Consider the following 17,515-nt stretch of genomic DNA (forward strand, 5'->3'; position numbering starts at 1 on the left):
GCGATATGTCGGCAATCGGGCAAACATCCCCAATTGCCGGATCCTGACCTACAGGTTAGATGATTTTCAACCCGCCACCGCAATGATTCGTTTCAGTCAGCTGCGCAAAGTCTGATCCCGGCGACTATGCTCACTTCACTCGGATCCATAATCTGTACGTTCGGCCAGGTGGTCAGGGAAAGGATGCCCCTTATGAACACTGTGAACCCAAACACTGCCTGTCCCGGCAAATGGCGATGAATACGCTTCTGCCGCGGACCAATCGTCGGATTCTTATCGTCGACGACACGGCTTCGATCCACGAGGACTTCATCAAGATCCTCAGCCCGCCTTCGTTTGACAACGACAGCCTGACCAGCGCTGAAAACGCCCTGTTCGGCACGACGGCGGCCGTCACGCTGCAGAGTTTCGTCCTCGACTCGGCGTTCCAGGGCCTCGAAGCACTGGACAAGGTCGAGACGGCCCTGGCCAACGACATGCCTTATGCGATGGCCTTCATCGACATGCGCATGCCACCGGGCTGGGACGGCCTGGAAACCATCGAACGCCTGTGGCAGGTCGATCCGAAGCTGCAAGTGGCGCTTTGCACGGCCTACTCCGATTATTCCTGGGAGGACATCGACGAGCGCCTGGTACTGGGTGATCGCCTGCTGATTCTGAAGAAGCCCTTCGACGCCATCGAAATCCGTCAAATGGCCAGCGCCCTGACCGCCAAGTGGCAAATGACCGAAGATGCGGCGCTGAAGATGTCGCTGCTCGAACAAGCGGTCGAGGAGCGCACCAGGGAGCTGTCCGATGCCAACATCATCGTGCAGAACAGCCCGACCATTCTGTATCGGCTGCGGGGCGAGCCGTCGTTTCCGCTGATGTACATCTCGCACAACATCACCACGTACGGGCATGTCGCGGCGAAACTGGTCGCTTCGGCCAATTGGGCCCAGGAGCTGATTCATCCCGACGATCAAGCGAAGGTCGACACGGCGATGGCGCGAGTGCTGGACCGCCATGCCGCCGGGGCTTCCATCGAGTTTCGGATGCGCACTGGCGAAGGTGCCTGGCGCTGGGTGGAAAACCGTTACATCCCGGTGCGCGACGGTGAGGGCCGTCTGCTGGAAGTCGAAGGCATCATCATCGACATCACCGAGCGCAAACTGGCCGAGGAGAAAATTTTCCTGCTGGCGCGCACTGACGGACTGACCGGGCTGGCCAACCGCGCGACGCTGATCGAGCGCCTGCACCAGGCCTTCGCCGCTGCGCGTCGGGGCGCGACCCCGTTTGCCATCTTTTATCTGGACCTGGATCACTTCAAACGCATCAACGATACCCTCGGGCATCCGGTCGGCGATCTGTTGCTGCAAGAAGTCGCCCGCCGGATCAAGGCTTGCGTGCGTGAGAACGATATCGTTGCGCGGCTGGGCGGCGACGAGTTCTCGATCCTGCAACTGGACGTCAGCGACCCGACCCACTCCGCGGCCCTGGCCACCAAGGTCCGCGACGCGCTGGTGCTCCCCTACTCCCTGGCCGGCAACGAGGTCCGAGTGTCGGTCAGCATTGGCATCAGCAGTTACAGCCCGGCCAGCACCAACGCCGACGGCTTGCTGACCCAGGCCGACATGGCGCTCTATCGCTCCAAGGAAAAGGGCCGCAACCAGTACCACTTCCATTCCGAGGAGATCAATCAGGAAGTGGTCGAACGCATGACCATCGCCAGCGAATTGAGGGAGGCCATCGAACATGAAGAACTGGAGCTGCATTACTGGCCGGAAGTGGACCTGAGCACGGGCAAGATCCTCGGCATGGAAGCGGTGGTCACCTGGAATCACCCCGAACGCGGTTTACTGGAAAGCTCCGCGTTCCTGCCGGCCGCGGAAAAAACCGGCACCATCATTGCCCTCGGTCACTGGGTGCTGGATCGTGCCTGCCAGCAAATGCGCCAGTGGCGGGATGAAGGCGTCGCACCGCCGGTGATCGCGATCAAGCTGTCCCTGGCCCAGCTCAAGAGTGGCCCGGAGCTGATTTATGACGTGCTGCGCACCACCGCGCGCTGGGAGCTCTGCGCCTGGGACCTGCGTTTCGACGTCACCGAGGCGACGCTGGCCCAGACCAAATGGACCCACAACGATGTACTGCCGCGCCTGCGTGAGCTGGGGGTGAAGATTGCCATCGACGACTTCGGCACCGAGTATTCGTCGTTCGATTACCTCAAGACCTACCAGGTCAATCACCTGAAGCTCGCGCAGGCCTTCATCGATACCGCCGCCCGCGACCCGGCCAGTGCCAACACCCTGCGCGCGATTATCAATTTCGCTCGGGACGTAGGGATCGGCATCATCGCCGAAGGTGTCGAAACCCAGGAACAGCGCAGTTCATTGATGGCCACCGGGTCGCCGATGAATGCCCAGGGTTACTTCTTCAGCAAAGCGGTCAGCAGCCAGCAAGCCGCCGAGTTGCTGAAAGCAGGAAGCATCGTGCCGACAAGGCACGACATCGGACCGATCCGGGACAATCCGCAACGGTCCACGGAGGACAAAGGATGAAAGTGCCTTTCGTGCGGACCAACCGGCGCATCCTGATCGTCGACGACACGCCTTCGATTCATGATGATTTCCGCAAGATCCTCGGCCCCGAAACCGACGATGAGCAGACCCTGGCCGGTACGGAAGCGGCACTGTTCGGTACGCCGCAGACGGATCGCCTGACGTTTCACCTCGACTCGGCGTATCAGGGGCAGGAAGCCCTCGAACTGGTCAAACACGCATTGGCCGAAGGACGCCCCTATGCCCTGGTGTTCACCGACATGCGCATGCCGCCCGGCTGGGATGGTCTGGAAACCATCGAGCAACTGTGGCAGGCCGACCCGCACCTGCAAATCGCGTTGTGCACGGCGTATTCGGATTACACCTGGGAAGCCATGGCCGAACGGCTGGAGTTTGGCGACCAGATGCTGGTGCTGAAAAAACCCTTCGACAGCCTGGAAATCCGCCAGATGGCCAGTGCCCTGACCTGGAAATGGCAGATGGCGCAGGACGCGGCGATGAAAGTGCTGAGCCTGGAGCAAACCATCGAGGCGCGGGTTCACGAGTTGCTCAAGGTATCGCATCTGCTGCAGTACGACGTGTTGACCGAGTTACCCAACAGTACGTTGCTGGGTGACCGGCTGAATCAGTCGCTGGCGTTGTCCCGCCGTCATGACAAGCAATTGGCAGTGATGTTTCTGGGGCTTGATCGCTTCAAGCGCATCAACAATGCCCTCGGCCATCCGGCTGGTGACGAGATGTTGAAACAGGTCAGCCGCAATCTGGTGGCCACCGTGCGCGAGTCAGATTCGGTGTTTCGCTATGGCTCCGACGAATTCGTGGTGATCCTTGCCGATATCCACCACCCCCAGCAGACAAAGGGCATCGCCGACAAACTCTTGAACGCTATCCGTACCCCCCTGCACATCGCCGGTCACGACCTGAGCGTGACGGCGAGCCTGGGCATCAGCATTTATCCCGACGACGGCTTCGACGCCATCGAGCTGATCAAGAAAGCCGAAACCGCGATGCGCAACATCAAGGAAAGCGGCCCGAACGAATTCAGCTTTTTCATCGATGAAATGAACCAGCGTGCACGGGATCAGCAAAGCATCGAGACCGGCATTCGCCTGGGGCTGGAGCGCAATGAGTTTGTCCTGCATTACCAGCCAAAACTGGATCTGGGCAGCGGCCAGGTGGTCGGCGCCGAAGCGTTGATCCGCTGGCAGAAACCGGGGCACGGCCTGGTCTATCCGTCGGATTTCATCGCGGTGGCTGAAGACAGTGGTCTGATCGTCCCGCTAAGCAGATGGGTGCTGGCCGAGGCCTGCCGACAATCCTGTGCCTGGCAGGCCCTTGGGCTGCCAAAAATCTGCATGTCGGTGAACATGTCAGCCATCGATTTCCGTCAGCCCGACTTTGTCGATGGTATCAAACGGATCCTCGAACAGACGGGCCTGGAGCCGTCCTTGCTGGAGCTGGAGATCACCGAAGGCGTGTTGATGCAAAACATCGAGACCACCGTCAATTCCCTGAACCGGCTCAAGGCGCTGGGTGTGCGTCTGGCCATCGATGACTTCGGCACCGGCTACTCCAGCCTGAGTTACTTGCAGCGCTTTCCGATCGATGTGCTGAAAATCGACCAGTCGTTCATTCGCGGTTTGAGCAATGACAGCAACGACGCCGCCCTGGTCAGCGCGATCATCAGCCTGGGGCGCAGCCTCAAGCTGACCATCATCGCCGAAGGCGTGGAAACCCTCGAACAACTGAATTTCCTCAGGGCCCATCAATGCGAGGAGGGCCAGGGTTACTACTTCAGCGAAGCCGTGGAGCCGGACAGTTTCGTCCGTTATCTGTGGTCCGCGAAGCCTGCTCCATTTACCGCCACGTGAACGATGCGCAACGACACATGGGCTATCAGCCGAGGAATTATCAGATGTCGCCATCCATTCACCACCTGCTGCTGTCGCTGTTCGGATTCTGCCTGAGCGCGGGCGCCGCGCCGCTGGACGAACCGCTAAAACCGCTGCCCCCGGCGCCACAGCAAAATCCGCTGCGGGTCGAACTCGGTCGACAGTTGTTCAATGAACCGCGCCTGTCGGTCAACAACACGCTGTCCTGCGCCAGTTGCCATCGACTGGAAAGCGGTGGTGCCGATACCCGGGCGTTTTCCATCGGCTTCGCCGGTCAGCCTGTGACGATCAATACCCCCAGCGTGTTCAACGCCACCCTGAACTTCCGACAGTTCTGGAACGGGCGCGCCGACACCCTGGAATCCCAGATCCATGAAGTGGTGAAGAGCCCCAGTGAAATGGGCAGCAACTGGGAGCACGTGGTGCAAGTGCTGGCCGCCGACCCGGGCTACCGCAGCGCATTTGGCAACGCCTACCCGGACGGGGTGACCATGAACAATGTGCAAAACGCCCTGGCCACTTACGAACGTACGCTGCTCAGCAGCAACTCGCGGTTTGATCAATACCTGCTGGGTGACACCGACATTCTCACGACCGAGGAAAAGTACGGTTATCAACGCTTCAAGGAATATGGCTGCATCGCGTGCCATCAAGGCGTGAACATCGGCGGCAACATGTACCAGAAGTTCGGTGTCATGGGCGATTATTTCAAGGTTCGCGGCAACCCGACCGACGCCGACCTGGGTCGCTATCTGGTCACCCAGGATGAAGAGGACCGCAATGTGTTCAAGGTCCCGAGCCTGCGCAATGTCGCGGTGACCGCACCGTATTTTCACGACGGTTCGGCCAACACGCTGGAAGAGGCAGTGGACGTGATGTTCACGTTCCAGCTCGGGCGCATTCCGTCCGCCGAAGACAAAACCCTGATCATCAAATTCCTCAAGACCCTGACCGGTGAATGGGGAGGCAAACCCTTATGAAAATGTCCCGCCGCCGCAGCCTCACATTGCTGGGCGCCGTCGCTTTGTTGCTGGCCTCGACGCTGTTGTTCCTGTACCTCAAATCGAATTCGAACCAGACCTCGACCTACGCCGAATCCCGGGACCTGATCGGCCGGATCAAACAGCTGAATGCGCAATGGGAAACCGAGATTCTCAAGGCCAGGATCGCCACCAACCACAACTACGATCCGCTGGTCACGCCGCTGATCGAGATGGCCCAACTGTGGGAGCGGTTCGACACCATGGAGTCGAACCACGGCCGCAACGACTCGCCGATCTGGCGCGCCAGCCATGATGCGTACCTGGCCGCCATCCAGGAAAAGACCCGGCTGGTGGAGCAGTTCAAGTCCCACAACGCGGTGCTGCGCAACTCACTGGCGTTCCTGCCCGCCGCCGAGGACGACATTCAGGAGCAACTGGCCCGGTTGGTCGATGGCGACAAACTGCAACTGCAGAACATCGCTACCGACACTTACGATTTGCTGCTCAGCAGCATGGAATACGCCCAGGTCACTTCCGACGACAAGGCTGCTGACATTCTGGTCGGGCTGAACAAACTGGGGGTGAACAAACTGCGACTGCCCGAGCAGTTTCACAGCCCGATCGAGATTTTGAGCAACCACATCTCACTGATCCTGCGCGAACAACCAGTGGTCAACCGCTTGCTGGAAAATATCGAAGCAGTTCCCGTCGCCGAGCGTCTGGACGACATCACCAGCCTGTTGAACAAGGACCAGCAACAGGCCGACGCTGTCGAGCAGCGCTATCACTTTTACATGCTGGTGTTCTCTGTGCTGCTGGTCCTGCTGCTGGTGTACCTGGCCATTCACCTGATGCGCAGTTTCACCATCATCAATCGCGTCAACAGAGCGTTGAAAACCGCCAACGACGACCTGGAACTGCGGGTAGAAGAACGCACCCGTGAACTCAAGGATACCCAGAGCGAGCTGCTCGACACCGCGCGCCAGGCCGGCATGGCCGAGATCGCCACCAACGTGTTGCACAACGTAGGCAACGTGCTCAACAGCGTCAATATCTCGGCCGACCTGGTTTCGCGCAAACTGCGCGCCAGCAAGGCCCAGGGGCTGGGCAAAGCCATGCAACTGATCAACGAACACCCCGGCGACCTTGGCGCCTTCCTGACCCAGGACGAGAAAGGCAAGTTGCTGCCCGGCTACCTCAACCAACTGGTCGAGGCCATCGCCCTCGAACAGCAAGGCATGACCGATGAACTTGCCCAGCTGAGCAAAAGTGTCGACCACATCAAGGACATCGTTGCCACCCAGCAATCCTACGCGGGCGCCAACAGCCTGATGGAGCCGCTGCACATCAGCGAATTGCTGGAAGATGCCTTGCGCATGAACTCCGGTGCGCTGACCCGGCATCACGTCACGGTGGTCAAGGAGTACGGCGAGGTGCCGCAGGTCATGGGCGACAAACACCGGTTGCTGCTGATCCTGATCAACCTGATCAGCAATGCCAAGTACGCAATGTCCGACCTCAGCAACCGCCCGCGGCAAATGACCCTTGGGGTAAAAATCGTCGACGACGCCATGCTGCAAGTCAGCGTCAAGGATGACGGCGAAGGCATCGCCCCGGAAAACATGACGCGCATCTTTGCCCACGGTTTTACCACCCGCAAGGAAGGTCACGGCTTCGGCCTGCACAGTTGCGCACTGGCGGCTATCGAGATGAACGGCCACCTCACCGCCCAAAGCGACGGGCCGGGCAAGGGCGCACAGTTCACCCTGCAGATCCCGCTGAAAACCGTAACGGAGGAGGCATGAACGAGCTGCCGAACCGACGCATTTTGCTGATCGATGACACGCCGTCCATCCATGTGGATTTCCGCAAGATCCTCACGCCGACGCCCGTGCAGACTCTCGAACTGGACGAGATGGAGGCTGCGTTGTTCGGCAGCGAAGTGAAATCCAGCCGCGCGCTGTTCGAGCTCGATTCGGCGTATGGCGGGCAAGAGGGACTGGGCAAACTCAAGCAGGCCTTGCAGCAAAACCAGCCCTACGCGCTGGCCTTCGTCGACATGCGCATGCCCGAAGGCTGGGACGGCGCACAAACCATCGAGCATCTGTGGCAGGAAGACCCACGCCTGCAAGTGGTGGTGTGTACCGCCTATTCCGACTATTCCTGGGATGAACTGCTGGACCGTTTGCAGGCGCATGACCACCTGCTGATTCTGAAAAAACCGTTCGACAACATTGAAGTCCAGCAGATGGCCAACACCCTGCTGACCAAATGGGACATGACCGCACGGGCCTCTGTGCAGATGAGCCATCTGGAGCATCTGGTGGACCGGAGAACCACGCAGTTCAAACAGGCCAGTGAGGCATTGCAACGGGAAATCGACGAGCGCAAACAGCTTGAATCGCAATTGGTGCAGTCGGAAAAACTCGCGTCACTGGGACAACTGGCGGCCGGCGTCGCCCATGAAATCAACAACCCCATCGGTTTCATTTCTTCCAACCTTGGCACCCTCGATGGCTATTTCAAACAGCTGCAGGAAATGCTCGACGCTTATCGGGAGGCGGAAGAGGCCATCGGTTCCAGCGAGCTGGTCGAGCGCTTGCAGCAGTTGCGTGACCGGGTCGAACTGGAGTTCCTGCGCGACGACATACCGTTGTTAATCAAGGAATCCAAGGAGGGCATCAGCCGCGTCGGGCAGATCGTCAAAGACCTGAAGGACTTCTCGCGGGTGGACTCCAACCAGGAGTGGCAGCGGGCGAATCTGCAGCAAGGCATCGAATCGACGCTGAACATCGTGGCCAATGAACTGAAGTACAAGGCCGATGTGGTGAAGGACTATCAAGAGCTGCCCGACATCGAATGCCTGCCATCGCAGATCAACCAGGTGATCATGAACCTCATCGTCAATGCCTCGCAGGCCATCGGCCCGGAGCGCGGCACCCTCACCCTGCGCACGGGGATTGACGGTGAAACGGTGTGGATCGAAGTCGCCGACACCGGCACCGGCATCCCGCCGGCCAGCCTGCAAAAAATCTTCGACCCGTTCTTCACGACCAAACCGGTGGGCCAGGGGACGGGGCTGGGATTGTCCCTGTCCTATGGCATCGTGAAAAAACACCGGGGGAATATCCTGGTGCGCAGTGAAGTCGGCGTTGGCAGCACTTTCCGCGTCGAATTGCCGATCCACCAAACAAACTCAGCGGCCTGAACACCTGTCAACTGTGGGAGCGGGCTTGCCTGCGATGACGGAGTCACATCCAACAGACATGCTGGCTGATCCACCGCTATCGCGGGCAAGCCCGCTCCCACAGGTTGCTCATCAACTCAGAGGTCAGGTGGCTTCCTGGAAATCCATCTCCGGTGGCTGGCGACGGAAGCCGCCGGTCAGCACCGCCAGGTACACCACGCCAATCGCCAACCAGCTCAGCCCCAGGTAAATCGCCAGATGATCAAGGCTGACCATCAGCCACAAATCCGCCGCCAGGCCTATGAACGGGAAGATCAGGAACAGCACCCATTCACGCGGGCCTTTTTTCTCGCCGCCGATCCAGTAGTGAAAGATCACCGACAGGTTCACCAGACTGAACGCCAGGAACGCGCCAAAGTTGATGAACGAAGTCGAGGTGGTGACGTCCAGTTTCAGCGCCAGCAAAGCCACCACTGCGCACAGCAGGATGCTGTTGATCGGCGTCCCGAAACGTTCATGCAACGTACCGAAGAAGGATTTCGGCAGCACGCCGTCCCGGCCCATGGCATAGAGCAGGCGCGAACCGCTGGCCTGAGCCGACAGCCCCGAGGCGAATTGGCCGACGATCAAGCCGATCAGGAAGATCGACACGAACAGGTCGCCACCGATGTTGCGGGCAATTTCATAGGCCGCCGAATCGACGCTGTCGAACTGGAACGACGGGTGCGCGATCTGCACGAAGTACGATACGCCAACGAAGATCAGCCCGCCGATCAGGGTGATCAACATGATCGCCCGCGGGATGGTGCGGCGCGGGTCGCGGGTTTCTTCGGTCAGGGTGCTGACCGCGTCAAAACCGAGGAACGAGTAACAGGCGATGGCGGCACCGCTCATGATCAATGGCATCTGCATATCACCATTGAAGAACGGTTTCACCGACCACAACGGCGTGCTCGCATCGCCGCCGACGTAATGCACGCACAGCGCCACAAAGGCGATCAGCACCAGAAACTGCACCAGCATCAGCAAGGCGTTGATACCATTGGCCAGTTTCAGGCCGACGATGTTAATCGCGCTGGTGATGCCGATGAACGCCAGCACCCAGACCCATTGCGGCACCGCCGGAAACGCGGAGTTGAGGTACGCCGCGCCGATCAGCCAGATCGCCATCGGCAGGAACAGGTAATCGAGCAGCACCGCCCAACCGGCGATGAAGCCGAGTTTCGGGCTGATGGCCTTGCGCACATAACTGTAAGCCGAGCCGGCCACGGGAAATGCCGAGGCCATCCGACCATAGCTCATGGCGGTGAAAAACATCGCCACCAGTGCCACGAGGTACGCGGCCGGCACCATGCCGGCGGTGGATTGAGCGAGGATGCCGAACGTGCCGAGCACAATGATCGGCGTCATGTAGGCGATGCCAAACAGCACCACCGACCCTAATGAGAGGGTGCGTTGCAAACGAGCCATGAGCGACTACTCCGGATTTTATTGGATTTATGGCAGAGCCGAGTTCGGCGCAAGTTACGGGTGTTGCGTTTGTTGTTCTTTGTTCAAATCAAATAGATGTGTTGAGCGTCAGGGCCTCATCGCTGGCAAGCCAGCTCCCACAGGATTTGCGTTGTACATAAAATCGATATCCACAGAAGATTCCTGTGGGAGCGGGCTTGCCCGCGATGGGGCCAACCCGAGCGACACAGAATCCGGATTAGCCCTTGGGAATCAGCAGCTCCCGCAACCCCGAAGCATGCTCAACTCGCTCCCCCGGCAACTTCAGCCGCTGATCATCCAGATACCGATAGTCCTGCCGCGCCGCCGTCAGTTGATTCAGATCCAGCTCCACCGAAAACTGCCCCTGCTCCCGCCCGGCCTCGAACAACAGCGTGCCCAGCGGATTCACCAGCGCACTGCCGCCGGCGAACAACAACAACCCGCCATCGCCCGCTTCCACGCGGTTGACCATCAGCGCAAACGCCTGGTTTTCCTGGGCACGGGCCATGATCGCGGTGCGATGCGTCGGGCCGTACGGGTCCATATTGCCGTTGGTGACGATCAGCAGTTCGGCGCCCAGTTGTGCGAGGGCGCGGGCGGTTTCCGGAAATTCGATGTCGTAGCAAATCAGCAGGCCCACCCGCACGCCGTTCCACAGGCACGTGGCGTAGCGGTCGCCCGGTTTGTACACGCCGCGGTCCGACGCCCACAGGTGCGTTTTGCGATATTTCAGCGCGATGCCTTCAGGGGTGATCAGCAGCGTGGTGTTGAAAAAACGACCGTTGTCGTTCTCGGCCGTACCAATCACCACGGCGATGTTGCGTTCGCGGGCAGCGGCGACAATCGCGCTGACGGTCGGGCCGTTCAGCGGTTCGGCCACCGCAGCGACGGTCTCGGCCGACGGGAAGCCCATCAAGTGGCTTTCCGGAAACATGATCAACTGCGTGTCGGCCGCACAGGCAGCAATCGCCGCCAGCGCGCGTTCGAGGTTGTAAGCCGTGTCGTTGTCACGGCCCGCCAGTTGGGCGAGTTCGACCTTCATGGGTAGTCCTTGTTCTGGTGGCCGGGCGGCAGAAAGATTGCCCGGTCGTTGTCTGTGCGCCAGTATGCGCAGCAAGCAACCGGCCAGGGAATCACGCGGCCGGGGTAACCCGATAGGGGTAGACCCATGACACTCTCGTTAGACGACATCGCCTGGCACCGTTCGGTCGGGCAACTGATCGACGCCCTCGACAAGCCCAATTTCTGGACGCAGCTTGTCCGGTTACTGGATCAATACGTGACCTTCGACAGCTGGGTGGCGCTGCTTTTCAGCGCCGATCAGCACCCGCAAGTGTTCGCCGAATGTCCCGGTGAAGACGGCAGCCCCGATCAGTTGTTCCAGGATTACCTGCGCGGTTTGTACTTGCTCGACCCGTTCTACATTGCCTGCCGCGAGCAATCGCGCACCGGGCTGTATCGCCTGTCGGAAGTGGCGCCGGAGCATTTCGAGCTGACCGAGTATTACCAGCGCTACTTTCGTCTGAATGTGGTGGCCGATGAAATCCAGTTCAATTGTCAGCTCGAAGGCGACCGCACGTTGTGCCTGTCACTGGGCAGCAAACAGCGCTTCAGCGGTCAGCAGATTGCCTTGCTGTCGTTGATCCAGCCGTGGGTGCTTGGCCTTTTGCGCCAGCGCCTGCCGTACGAAATAAATGAAGTCGTGGCCCTCGCGCCGGCGCCTGTCCAGGGTGACTGGCGTGTTCAACTGGAAGCTTCGGTGCAGCAACTCAAAGGCGCGCAACTGACCGCTCGCGAGCTGGATGTCGGGCGTTTGATGCTCAGCGGTTGCTCCAGTAAAGAAATCGCCCGTAAGCTGGAAATCTCTGTCGAAACCGTGAAAGTCCATAAGAAACACATGTACAGCAAGCTGGGGATCAAGTCCCAGTCCGAGCTGTTTTCGATTTTTCTCCAGGCGCAAAATGCCTGACTGTCCGGTGGTGGGCTTGACGCTTTCACTGTGGGAGCGGGCTTGCCCGCGATAGCGACCTTTCAGAAAAATATCAGTTAGCTGACATGACGCAATCGCGGGCAGGCCCGCTCCCACAGGGTTTAGTGTTAATCCCAGGCCTGATAACAACCGAGTCCGAACCCAAGGAAACCGTATGAGCCTGTCACTCCTGAGCCGCTACGCCTTCTTTGCCGCTTGCGTGATTTTTACCCTCGCCAGTCTGCCGTTCCTGGAACACGACTGGCTCTGGCCGATCACCGCAGTCACCGGCGTCCTGAGCCTCGTGGGCCTGTTCGATTTGCTGCAAAGCCCCCACGCCGTGCGCCGCAACTACCCGATCCTCGGCAACATCCGCTATCTGGTGGAGGGCATTCGCCCGGAAATCCGCCAATACCTGCTCGAGTCCGACAGCGACGCCCTGCCCTTCTCCCGGGCCCAGCGTTCGCTGGTCTACTCGCGCGCCAAGAACGAAAGCGCCGACAAACCCTTCGGCACGTTGATCGACGTGTACCAATCGGGTTTCGAGTTCATCGGCCACTCCATGCGCCCGGCACTGTTGAGTGATCCGGGCAGTTTTCGAGTGATCGTCGGCGGCCCGCAGTGCACGCAGCCGTATTCGGCGTCAGTGTTCAACATCTCGGCCATGAGTTTCGGCTCGCTCAGCGCCAACGCCATCCGCGCCTTGAACCAGGGCGCCAAGCTCGGCAACTTCGCTCACGACACCGGCGAAGGCAGCATCAGCGCCTATCACCGGGAAAACGGTGGTGACCTGACCTGGGAGCTGGGCAGCGGTTATTTCGGTTGCCGCACCGCAGACGGTCGCTTCGACCCGGAACGCTTCGCCGCCCAAGCGCAAACCCCGCAAGTGCGGATGATCGAAATCAAGATGTCCCAGGGCGCCAAACCTGGCCACGGCGGGATTCTGCCCAAGCACAAAGTCACCCAGGAAATCGCCGAAACCCGCGGCATCCTGATGGGCGAAGACTGCATCTCGCCGTCGCGGCACAGTGCGTTTTCCACGCCGATCGAACTGATGCACTTCATCCAGCAACTGCGTGAACTGTCCGGCGGCAAACCGGTGGGCTTCAAGTTCTGCCTCGGCCATCCGTGGGAATTCATGGGCATCGCCAAGGCCATGCTGGAAACCGGCATCCTCCCGGACTTCATCGTCGTCGATGGCAAGGAAGGCGGCACCGGTGCGGCGCCTGTGGAATTCACCGACCACATCGGCGTACCGATGCGCGAAGGTTTGCTGTTCGTGCACAACACGCTGGTGGGCCTGAACCTGCGGGACAAGATCAAGCTCGGTGCCAGCGGCAAGATCGTCAGCGCCTTCGACATCGCCAGCGTACTGGCCATCGGCGCCGACTGGGCCAACTCGGCGCGCGGCTTCATGTTCGCCATCGGCTGCATCCAGTCGCAGTCGTGCCACACCAACAAATGCCCGACCGGCGTCGCCACGCAGGACACCCTGCGCCAGCGTGCCCTCGTCGTCCCGGACAAGGCCCAGCGGGTGTTCAACTTCCACCGCAACACCCTCAAGGCCCTGGCGGAAATGCTCGCCGCCGCCGGCCTCGATCATCCGTCGCAGTTGTCGGCCAAGCACCTGGTGCGGCGCATGTCGGCGACCGAGATCAAATTGTTCTCACAGTTACATGTGTTCTTGAAACCGGGGGAATTGCTCACCGGCGAGGTCAACGGCGAGTTTTATTCGCGGATGTGGCAGATGGCGCGGGCGGACAGTTTTGAGCCCAATGAGTTGGCGGCTGCATAAACACTGTTTGAACGCCAGTCTCATAGGGAGGCTGGCTTTACACCAAGGAAGAACTTCGTGCTGAAAGTCATCGCTCGGGATTTCATCAAACCCGAACACATTGAAACCGTTCGCCCGTGGTACGCCGAACTGGTCGAGAAGACTCGACTGGAGCCCGATTGCATCGCTTACGACCTGTTCATCGATCAAAAAGACCCCGGCCACTTTATCTTCATCGAACAATGGCCGAACCAGGCGGCGCTGGATGCTCATTGCCAGTCTGAACACTTTCGGCGGTTGGTGCCGCAGATCAACCGTTTCCAGGCCCGGGATTGCATTGTCGTGCTGATGGATGCGTTCTGACGCCCGTCGTCACCCGCGAAGCGCCTTGATCGGGGCCGGCTCTTTGATGACCCAGCGGGCGTATTCATTCAGCCAGGACATTTGAGACATTCAGTAATAGCGAGTGTTTTGCAATTGCCGTCGAATCGCGCCACCCTGCGCGCCGCCGATGTGCGGCGCGCAACCTTTTGCAGCGCTGGCCACTCCTTATTCAACACCCGTTCACGAGCCTGCTGTCATGACGTTTGAACGCGATCACCGGATCGACTTTTTTCGAGGCCTGGCGCTGATCTTCATCTTCTGGGATCACGTGCCTCACAACCCCCTCGGTCAAATCACCCCGCGTAACTTCGGTTTCAGTGACGCCGCGGAAATTTTCGTGTTTCTTGCCGGTTATGCAGCCGTTCTGGCTTACGGGAAAATCTTCCGACGCGATGGTTATCTGATTGCCTGCGTGAAGATTCTGCGCCGCGCCTGGGTGCTCTACGTGGTGCATATTTTCCTGCTGGCGATGCTGATGGGCATTGTCTTCTTCGCCAACAGTCATGTGGAAACGAGGGATCTGGTGGAAGAAATGGGCATGCACCATTTCATCACCAACCCGCAGCAAGCGTTGGTGGATGAGCTGCTGCTGCGCTTCAAACCGAACCTCATGGACCCGCTGCCGCTGTACATCGTGCTGCTGGCCGGCTTGCCGCTGGTGCTGCCGATGCTGGTGCACAAGCCATGGGCGGTGGTGGCCGTGTCGTTGACCGTGTACTTGTTGGCGCCGTGGTTCGGCTGGAACCTGGCGGCCATCAAGGATGGCGTGTGGTACTTCAACCCCGTGGTCTGGCAACTGCTGTTCGTCCTAGGCGGCGCGGCAGCAACTCACGGACTAAGACCTCGATTACCCGACACGCGCCCGTTGCTGCGCCGGCCGTTGTTTGTCAGTGCCGCGGTGTATGTGGTGGTTACCGGTGTGCTGACCGTCTCGTGGCGATGGCCCGAAATTCATGACGCGCTGATGCCCGCGTGGCTGAGCAACCTGTTGTACCCGATCAGCAAGACCGACCTGTCGCCGGTGCGGTTGCTGCACTTCCTGGCGCTGGCGTATGTCACGGCGAAACTGTTGCCGGATACAGGCTGGACGCAAAACTGGCTGGCGCAGCAAAGCTGTCGCATGGGCCGTTATTCGCTGGAGATCTTCTGCCTCGGCGTTCTGTTGGCGCCGCTGGCGGACATGGTCAATGCCATGACCGACGATGCGTTTGCCATGCAGATATTCACAGCCCTGGTGGGTGCGGGGTTGATGGCGTTGCTGGGGGCTTGGCTGGATTTCAATAAGCGATTGACCCGGCCGGCACAGGTCGCCGCCGCCTGATATTGACTGTGTAAAACCTTGTGGCGACGACTCGCTAAATCCCCTCACCACAGCAGATCTCATCAGCCATTAAAAAGCCCCGGCCAATTGACCGGGGCTTTTTCATTTCAAGCGTTACGACTTACGAAGCCGATTGCACCGCACCTTGCGACACATTGGTCGGTTGCAGCTTGAACACGTAGAACAACACGGTCAGCAGCACCAGGAACGCCGGGCCGACATAAAGTGCCACGCGAGTGTCCGGAAAGTACGCCATCAAGCCGACCACCAACACCAGAAACGCCAGTGCCAGGTACGAGCTGACCGGGTACAACCACATCTTGTATTTCAGCCCGGCACGTTCGCTGGCGCTCAGGCCTTGGCGGAACTTGAGCTGGGCCAGCAGGATCATCACCCAGGTCCAGATCGCGCCGAACGTAGCGATGGCCGTCACCCAGACGAAGACTTTTTCAGGCACCAGGTAGTTGAGCAGCACGCCCAGCAACAAGGCGAAAATCGACAGCAGCAGCGCCCGACGCGGCACCCCGTTGTTCGACGTTTTGGCAAAACCAGCCGGCGCCTGACCGTTCTGCGCCAGGCTGTAGAGCATGCGCCCGGTGCTGAAGATGCCGCCGTTGCAGGACGACAGTGCGGCGGTGATCACCACGAAGTTGATGATGCCGGCGGCGGTCTTGATGCCCAGACGCTCGAAGGTCATCACGAATGGACTGCCCTGGGTGCCGATTTCATTCCACGGGTAGATCGACAAAATCACGAACAACGCGCCGACGTAAAACAGCAGAATCCGCCAGAACACCGAGCCGATCGCATTGGGAATGGTCTTCTGCGGGTTCTTCGCTTCACCGGCGGTCAGGCCGATCATCTCGACACCGAGGTAGGCGAACATCACCATTTGCAGGGACATCAACACGCCTTGCACGCCGTTGGGCATGAAGCCGCCGTGAGCCCAGAGATTGGAAACCCCCAACGCCACGCCGTCGTTGCCGAAACCGAACGCGATCACGCCGACGCCGCCGATCACCATCGCAATGATGGTGACGATCTTGATCAGGGCGAACCAGAATTCGAATTCACCGAAGGCTTTTACGGCGATCAGGTTGATCGAGCCCATGCTGATCAACGCGGCGAGTGCCCAGATCCAGCGCGGCACCTCAGGAAACCAGACGCCCATGTACACCGCCACGGCGGTGATTTCCGCGACGCAGGTCACCAGCCACAAGAACCAGTAATTCCAGCCTGTCAGGAACCCCGCCAACGGGCCAAGGTAGTCTTGGGCGTAGCGGCTGAAGGAGCCGGCGACCGGGTTGTGCACCGCCATTTCGCCGAGGGCGCGCATGATCACCAGGATCGCCAGACCGCCGATGATGTAGGACAGCATGATAGCCGGGCCGGCCATTTCAATGGCCTTGGCCGAACCGAGAAACAGACCGACGCCGATACAGGCACCGAGCGCCATCAAGCGAATATGCCGTTCGCCGAGTTCGCGTTTAAGCGGGCCGCCCTGAGCGGTCTCGCCGTGGGGCAGGTGATTGCCGACTGGCATAGGGGTACAACCTCGTCTTGTTATTGGATATGACCACCGAGTGTCGAAGCGCTGACCGATAAGCCATTGCTTGCCTGACACCGGGCCTGCTTCGTGGACAGAACCGTCTTGTAGGACAAAACCTGCAAGATCAGCGGGGCGTGCAGTATAAAAAGCTTCCAACAGGTGTTTTCACTCTATAAACCACAAAATTAAGCGAGAAATCTCGGTTATAGCGCGGTTTACGGAGGTGCATTACCTGACTTTTTCAGGAATTTCCACCGTTAAAACGGCGCGAAGTATTGCACAGCATTGGTGCATCGTCATGCCCCCACCTAGGTAGCATTTACGTAGCGAAGGCTCTAGTACGGCCATCCTGCAGGCGTTGGCTTGCCAGCGATGGCATCCATGAAATCGCCATCGCCGACAAGCCAGCTCCTACGGGTCGGGGGGGG

At 59.6% G+C, this 17,515-nt stretch carries 12 protein-coding genes; 9 read left to right on the top strand and 3 right to left on the bottom strand.

Annotation, left to right across the window (positions count from 1 at the left end; all coding sequences use genetic code 11):
• Window positions 1–230: 230 nt before the first annotated feature.
• The 5 genes from Q7W83_RS22665 to Q7W83_RS22685 are packed head-to-tail and all read left to right on the top strand — an operon-like array spanning window position 231 to window position 8,620.
• Entirely contained in the window at window positions 231–2,537 is a 2,307-nt protein-coding gene (locus Q7W83_RS22665; protein WP_473657074.1) for an EAL domain-containing protein, read from the top strand.
• Complete coding sequence (locus Q7W83_RS22670) at window positions 2,534–4,408, top strand: putative bifunctional diguanylate cyclase/phosphodiesterase (protein WP_150639682.1); 1,875 nt, start codon at window positions 2,534–2,536, stop codon at window positions 4,406–4,408. Before Q7W83_RS22665 ends, Q7W83_RS22670 begins: the two co-directional genes overlap by 4 nt.
• A 44-nt stretch (window positions 4,409–4,452) precedes the next feature.
• Complete coding sequence (locus Q7W83_RS22675) at window positions 4,453–5,409, top strand: cytochrome-c peroxidase (protein WP_150631221.1); 957 nt, start codon at window positions 4,453–4,455, stop codon at window positions 5,407–5,409.
• A complete protein-coding gene (locus Q7W83_RS22680; RefSeq protein WP_150631222.1) occupies window positions 5,406–7,217 on the top strand; it encodes a DAHL domain-containing protein in 1,812 nt (603 codons plus the stop codon). Before Q7W83_RS22675 ends, Q7W83_RS22680 begins: the two co-directional genes overlap by 4 nt.
• Window positions 7,214–8,620, top strand: a complete 1,407-nt coding sequence (locus Q7W83_RS22685; RefSeq protein WP_150631223.1) for an ATP-binding protein — start codon at window positions 7,214–7,216, stop codon at window positions 8,618–8,620. Before Q7W83_RS22680 ends, Q7W83_RS22685 begins: the two co-directional genes overlap by 4 nt.
• Window positions 8,621–8,743: 123 nt before the next feature.
• Here Q7W83_RS22685 and Q7W83_RS22690 read toward each other — a convergent pair whose 3' ends face one another.
• A complete protein-coding gene (locus tag Q7W83_RS22690; RefSeq protein ID WP_150654068.1) occupies window positions 8,744–10,069 on the bottom strand; it encodes an APC family permease in 1,326 nt (441 codons plus the stop codon).
• Window positions 10,070–10,307: 238 nt separating this feature from the next.
• Window positions 10,308–11,132 (bottom strand): carbon-nitrogen hydrolase family protein, encoded by an 825-nt coding sequence (locus tag Q7W83_RS22695; protein WP_473657082.1) that lies wholly within the window; start codon window positions 11,130–11,132, stop codon window positions 10,308–10,310.
• A 126-nt stretch (window positions 11,133–11,258) separates the two neighbouring features.
• Here Q7W83_RS22695 and Q7W83_RS22700 point away from each other — a divergent pair, with 126 nt between their 5' ends.
• From Q7W83_RS22700 to Q7W83_RS22715, 4 genes are all read left to right on the top strand, one after another.
• Window positions 11,259–12,059, top strand: coding sequence for a helix-turn-helix transcriptional regulator (locus tag Q7W83_RS22700; RefSeq protein WP_008032237.1), 801 nt, complete (start codon window positions 11,259–11,261; stop codon window positions 12,057–12,059).
• Window positions 12,060–12,234: 175 nt separating this feature from the next.
• Window positions 12,235–13,854 carry an FMN-binding glutamate synthase family protein gene (locus tag Q7W83_RS22705; protein ID WP_473657085.1) on the top strand — a complete coding sequence of 540 codons (1,620 nt, stop codon included), beginning with the start codon at window positions 12,235–12,237 and terminating at the stop codon, window positions 13,852–13,854.
• A 57-nt stretch (window positions 13,855–13,911) separates the two neighbouring features.
• Window positions 13,912–14,196, top strand: coding sequence for a putative quinol monooxygenase (locus Q7W83_RS22710; RefSeq protein ID WP_150631227.1), 285 nt, complete (start codon window positions 13,912–13,914; stop codon window positions 14,194–14,196).
• 217 nt (window positions 14,197–14,413) lie between these two features.
• The gene (locus Q7W83_RS22715) at window positions 14,414–15,538 is read left to right on the top strand and encodes an OpgC family protein (RefSeq protein WP_473657087.1); all 1,125 of its coding nucleotides are present in this window, start codon (window positions 14,414–14,416) and stop codon (window positions 15,536–15,538) included.
• A 121-nt stretch (window positions 15,539–15,659) separates the two neighbouring features.
• Here Q7W83_RS22715 and Q7W83_RS22720 read toward each other — a convergent pair whose 3' ends face one another.
• Window positions 15,660–17,081: an amino acid permease gene (locus tag Q7W83_RS22720; protein ID WP_150631229.1), complete on the bottom strand. Its 1,422-nt coding sequence runs from the start codon at window positions 17,079–17,081 to the stop codon at window positions 15,660–15,662.
• Between the last annotated feature and the right edge of the window lie 434 nt (window positions 17,082–17,515).

This window comes from Pseudomonas sp. 300 (genome assembly GCF_055803035.1).

Bases quoted from the DNA above. Each gene is read 5' to 3' on its own strand.
- Q7W83_RS22685 (WP_150631223.1), top strand. From the start codon at position 7,214: ATGAACGAGCTGCCGAACCGACGCATTTTGCTGATCGATGACACGCCG.
- Q7W83_RS22675 (WP_150631221.1), top strand. From the start codon at position 4,453: ATGTCGCCATCCATTCACCACCTGCTGCTGTCGCTGTTCGGATTCTGC.
- Q7W83_RS22705 (WP_473657085.1), top strand. From the start codon at position 12,235: ATGAGCCTGTCACTCCTGAGCCGCTACGCCTTCTTTGCCGCTTGCGTG.
- Q7W83_RS22670 (WP_150639682.1), top strand. From the start codon at position 2,534: ATGAAAGTGCCTTTCGTGCGGACCAACCGGCGCATCCTGATCGTCGAC.
- Q7W83_RS22665 (WP_473657074.1), top strand. From the start codon at position 231: ATGGCGATGAATACGCTTCTGCCGCGGACCAATCGTCGGATTCTTATC.
- Q7W83_RS22700 (WP_008032237.1), top strand. From the start codon at position 11,259: ATGACACTCTCGTTAGACGACATCGCCTGGCACCGTTCGGTCGGGCAA.
- Q7W83_RS22695 (WP_473657082.1), bottom strand. From the start codon at position 11,132: ATGAAGGTCGAACTCGCCCAACTGGCGGGCCGTGACAACGACACGGCT.
- Q7W83_RS22715 (WP_473657087.1), top strand. From the start codon at position 14,414: ATGACGTTTGAACGCGATCACCGGATCGACTTTTTTCGAGGCCTGGCG.
- Q7W83_RS22690 (WP_150654068.1), bottom strand. From the start codon at position 10,069: ATGGCTCGTTTGCAACGCACCCTCTCATTAGGGTCGGTGGTGCTGTTT.
- Q7W83_RS22720 (WP_150631229.1), bottom strand. From the start codon at position 17,081: ATGCCAGTCGGCAATCACCTGCCCCACGGCGAGACCGCTCAGGGCGGC.
- Q7W83_RS22680 (WP_150631222.1), top strand. From the start codon at position 5,406: ATGAAAATGTCCCGCCGCCGCAGCCTCACATTGCTGGGCGCCGTCGCT.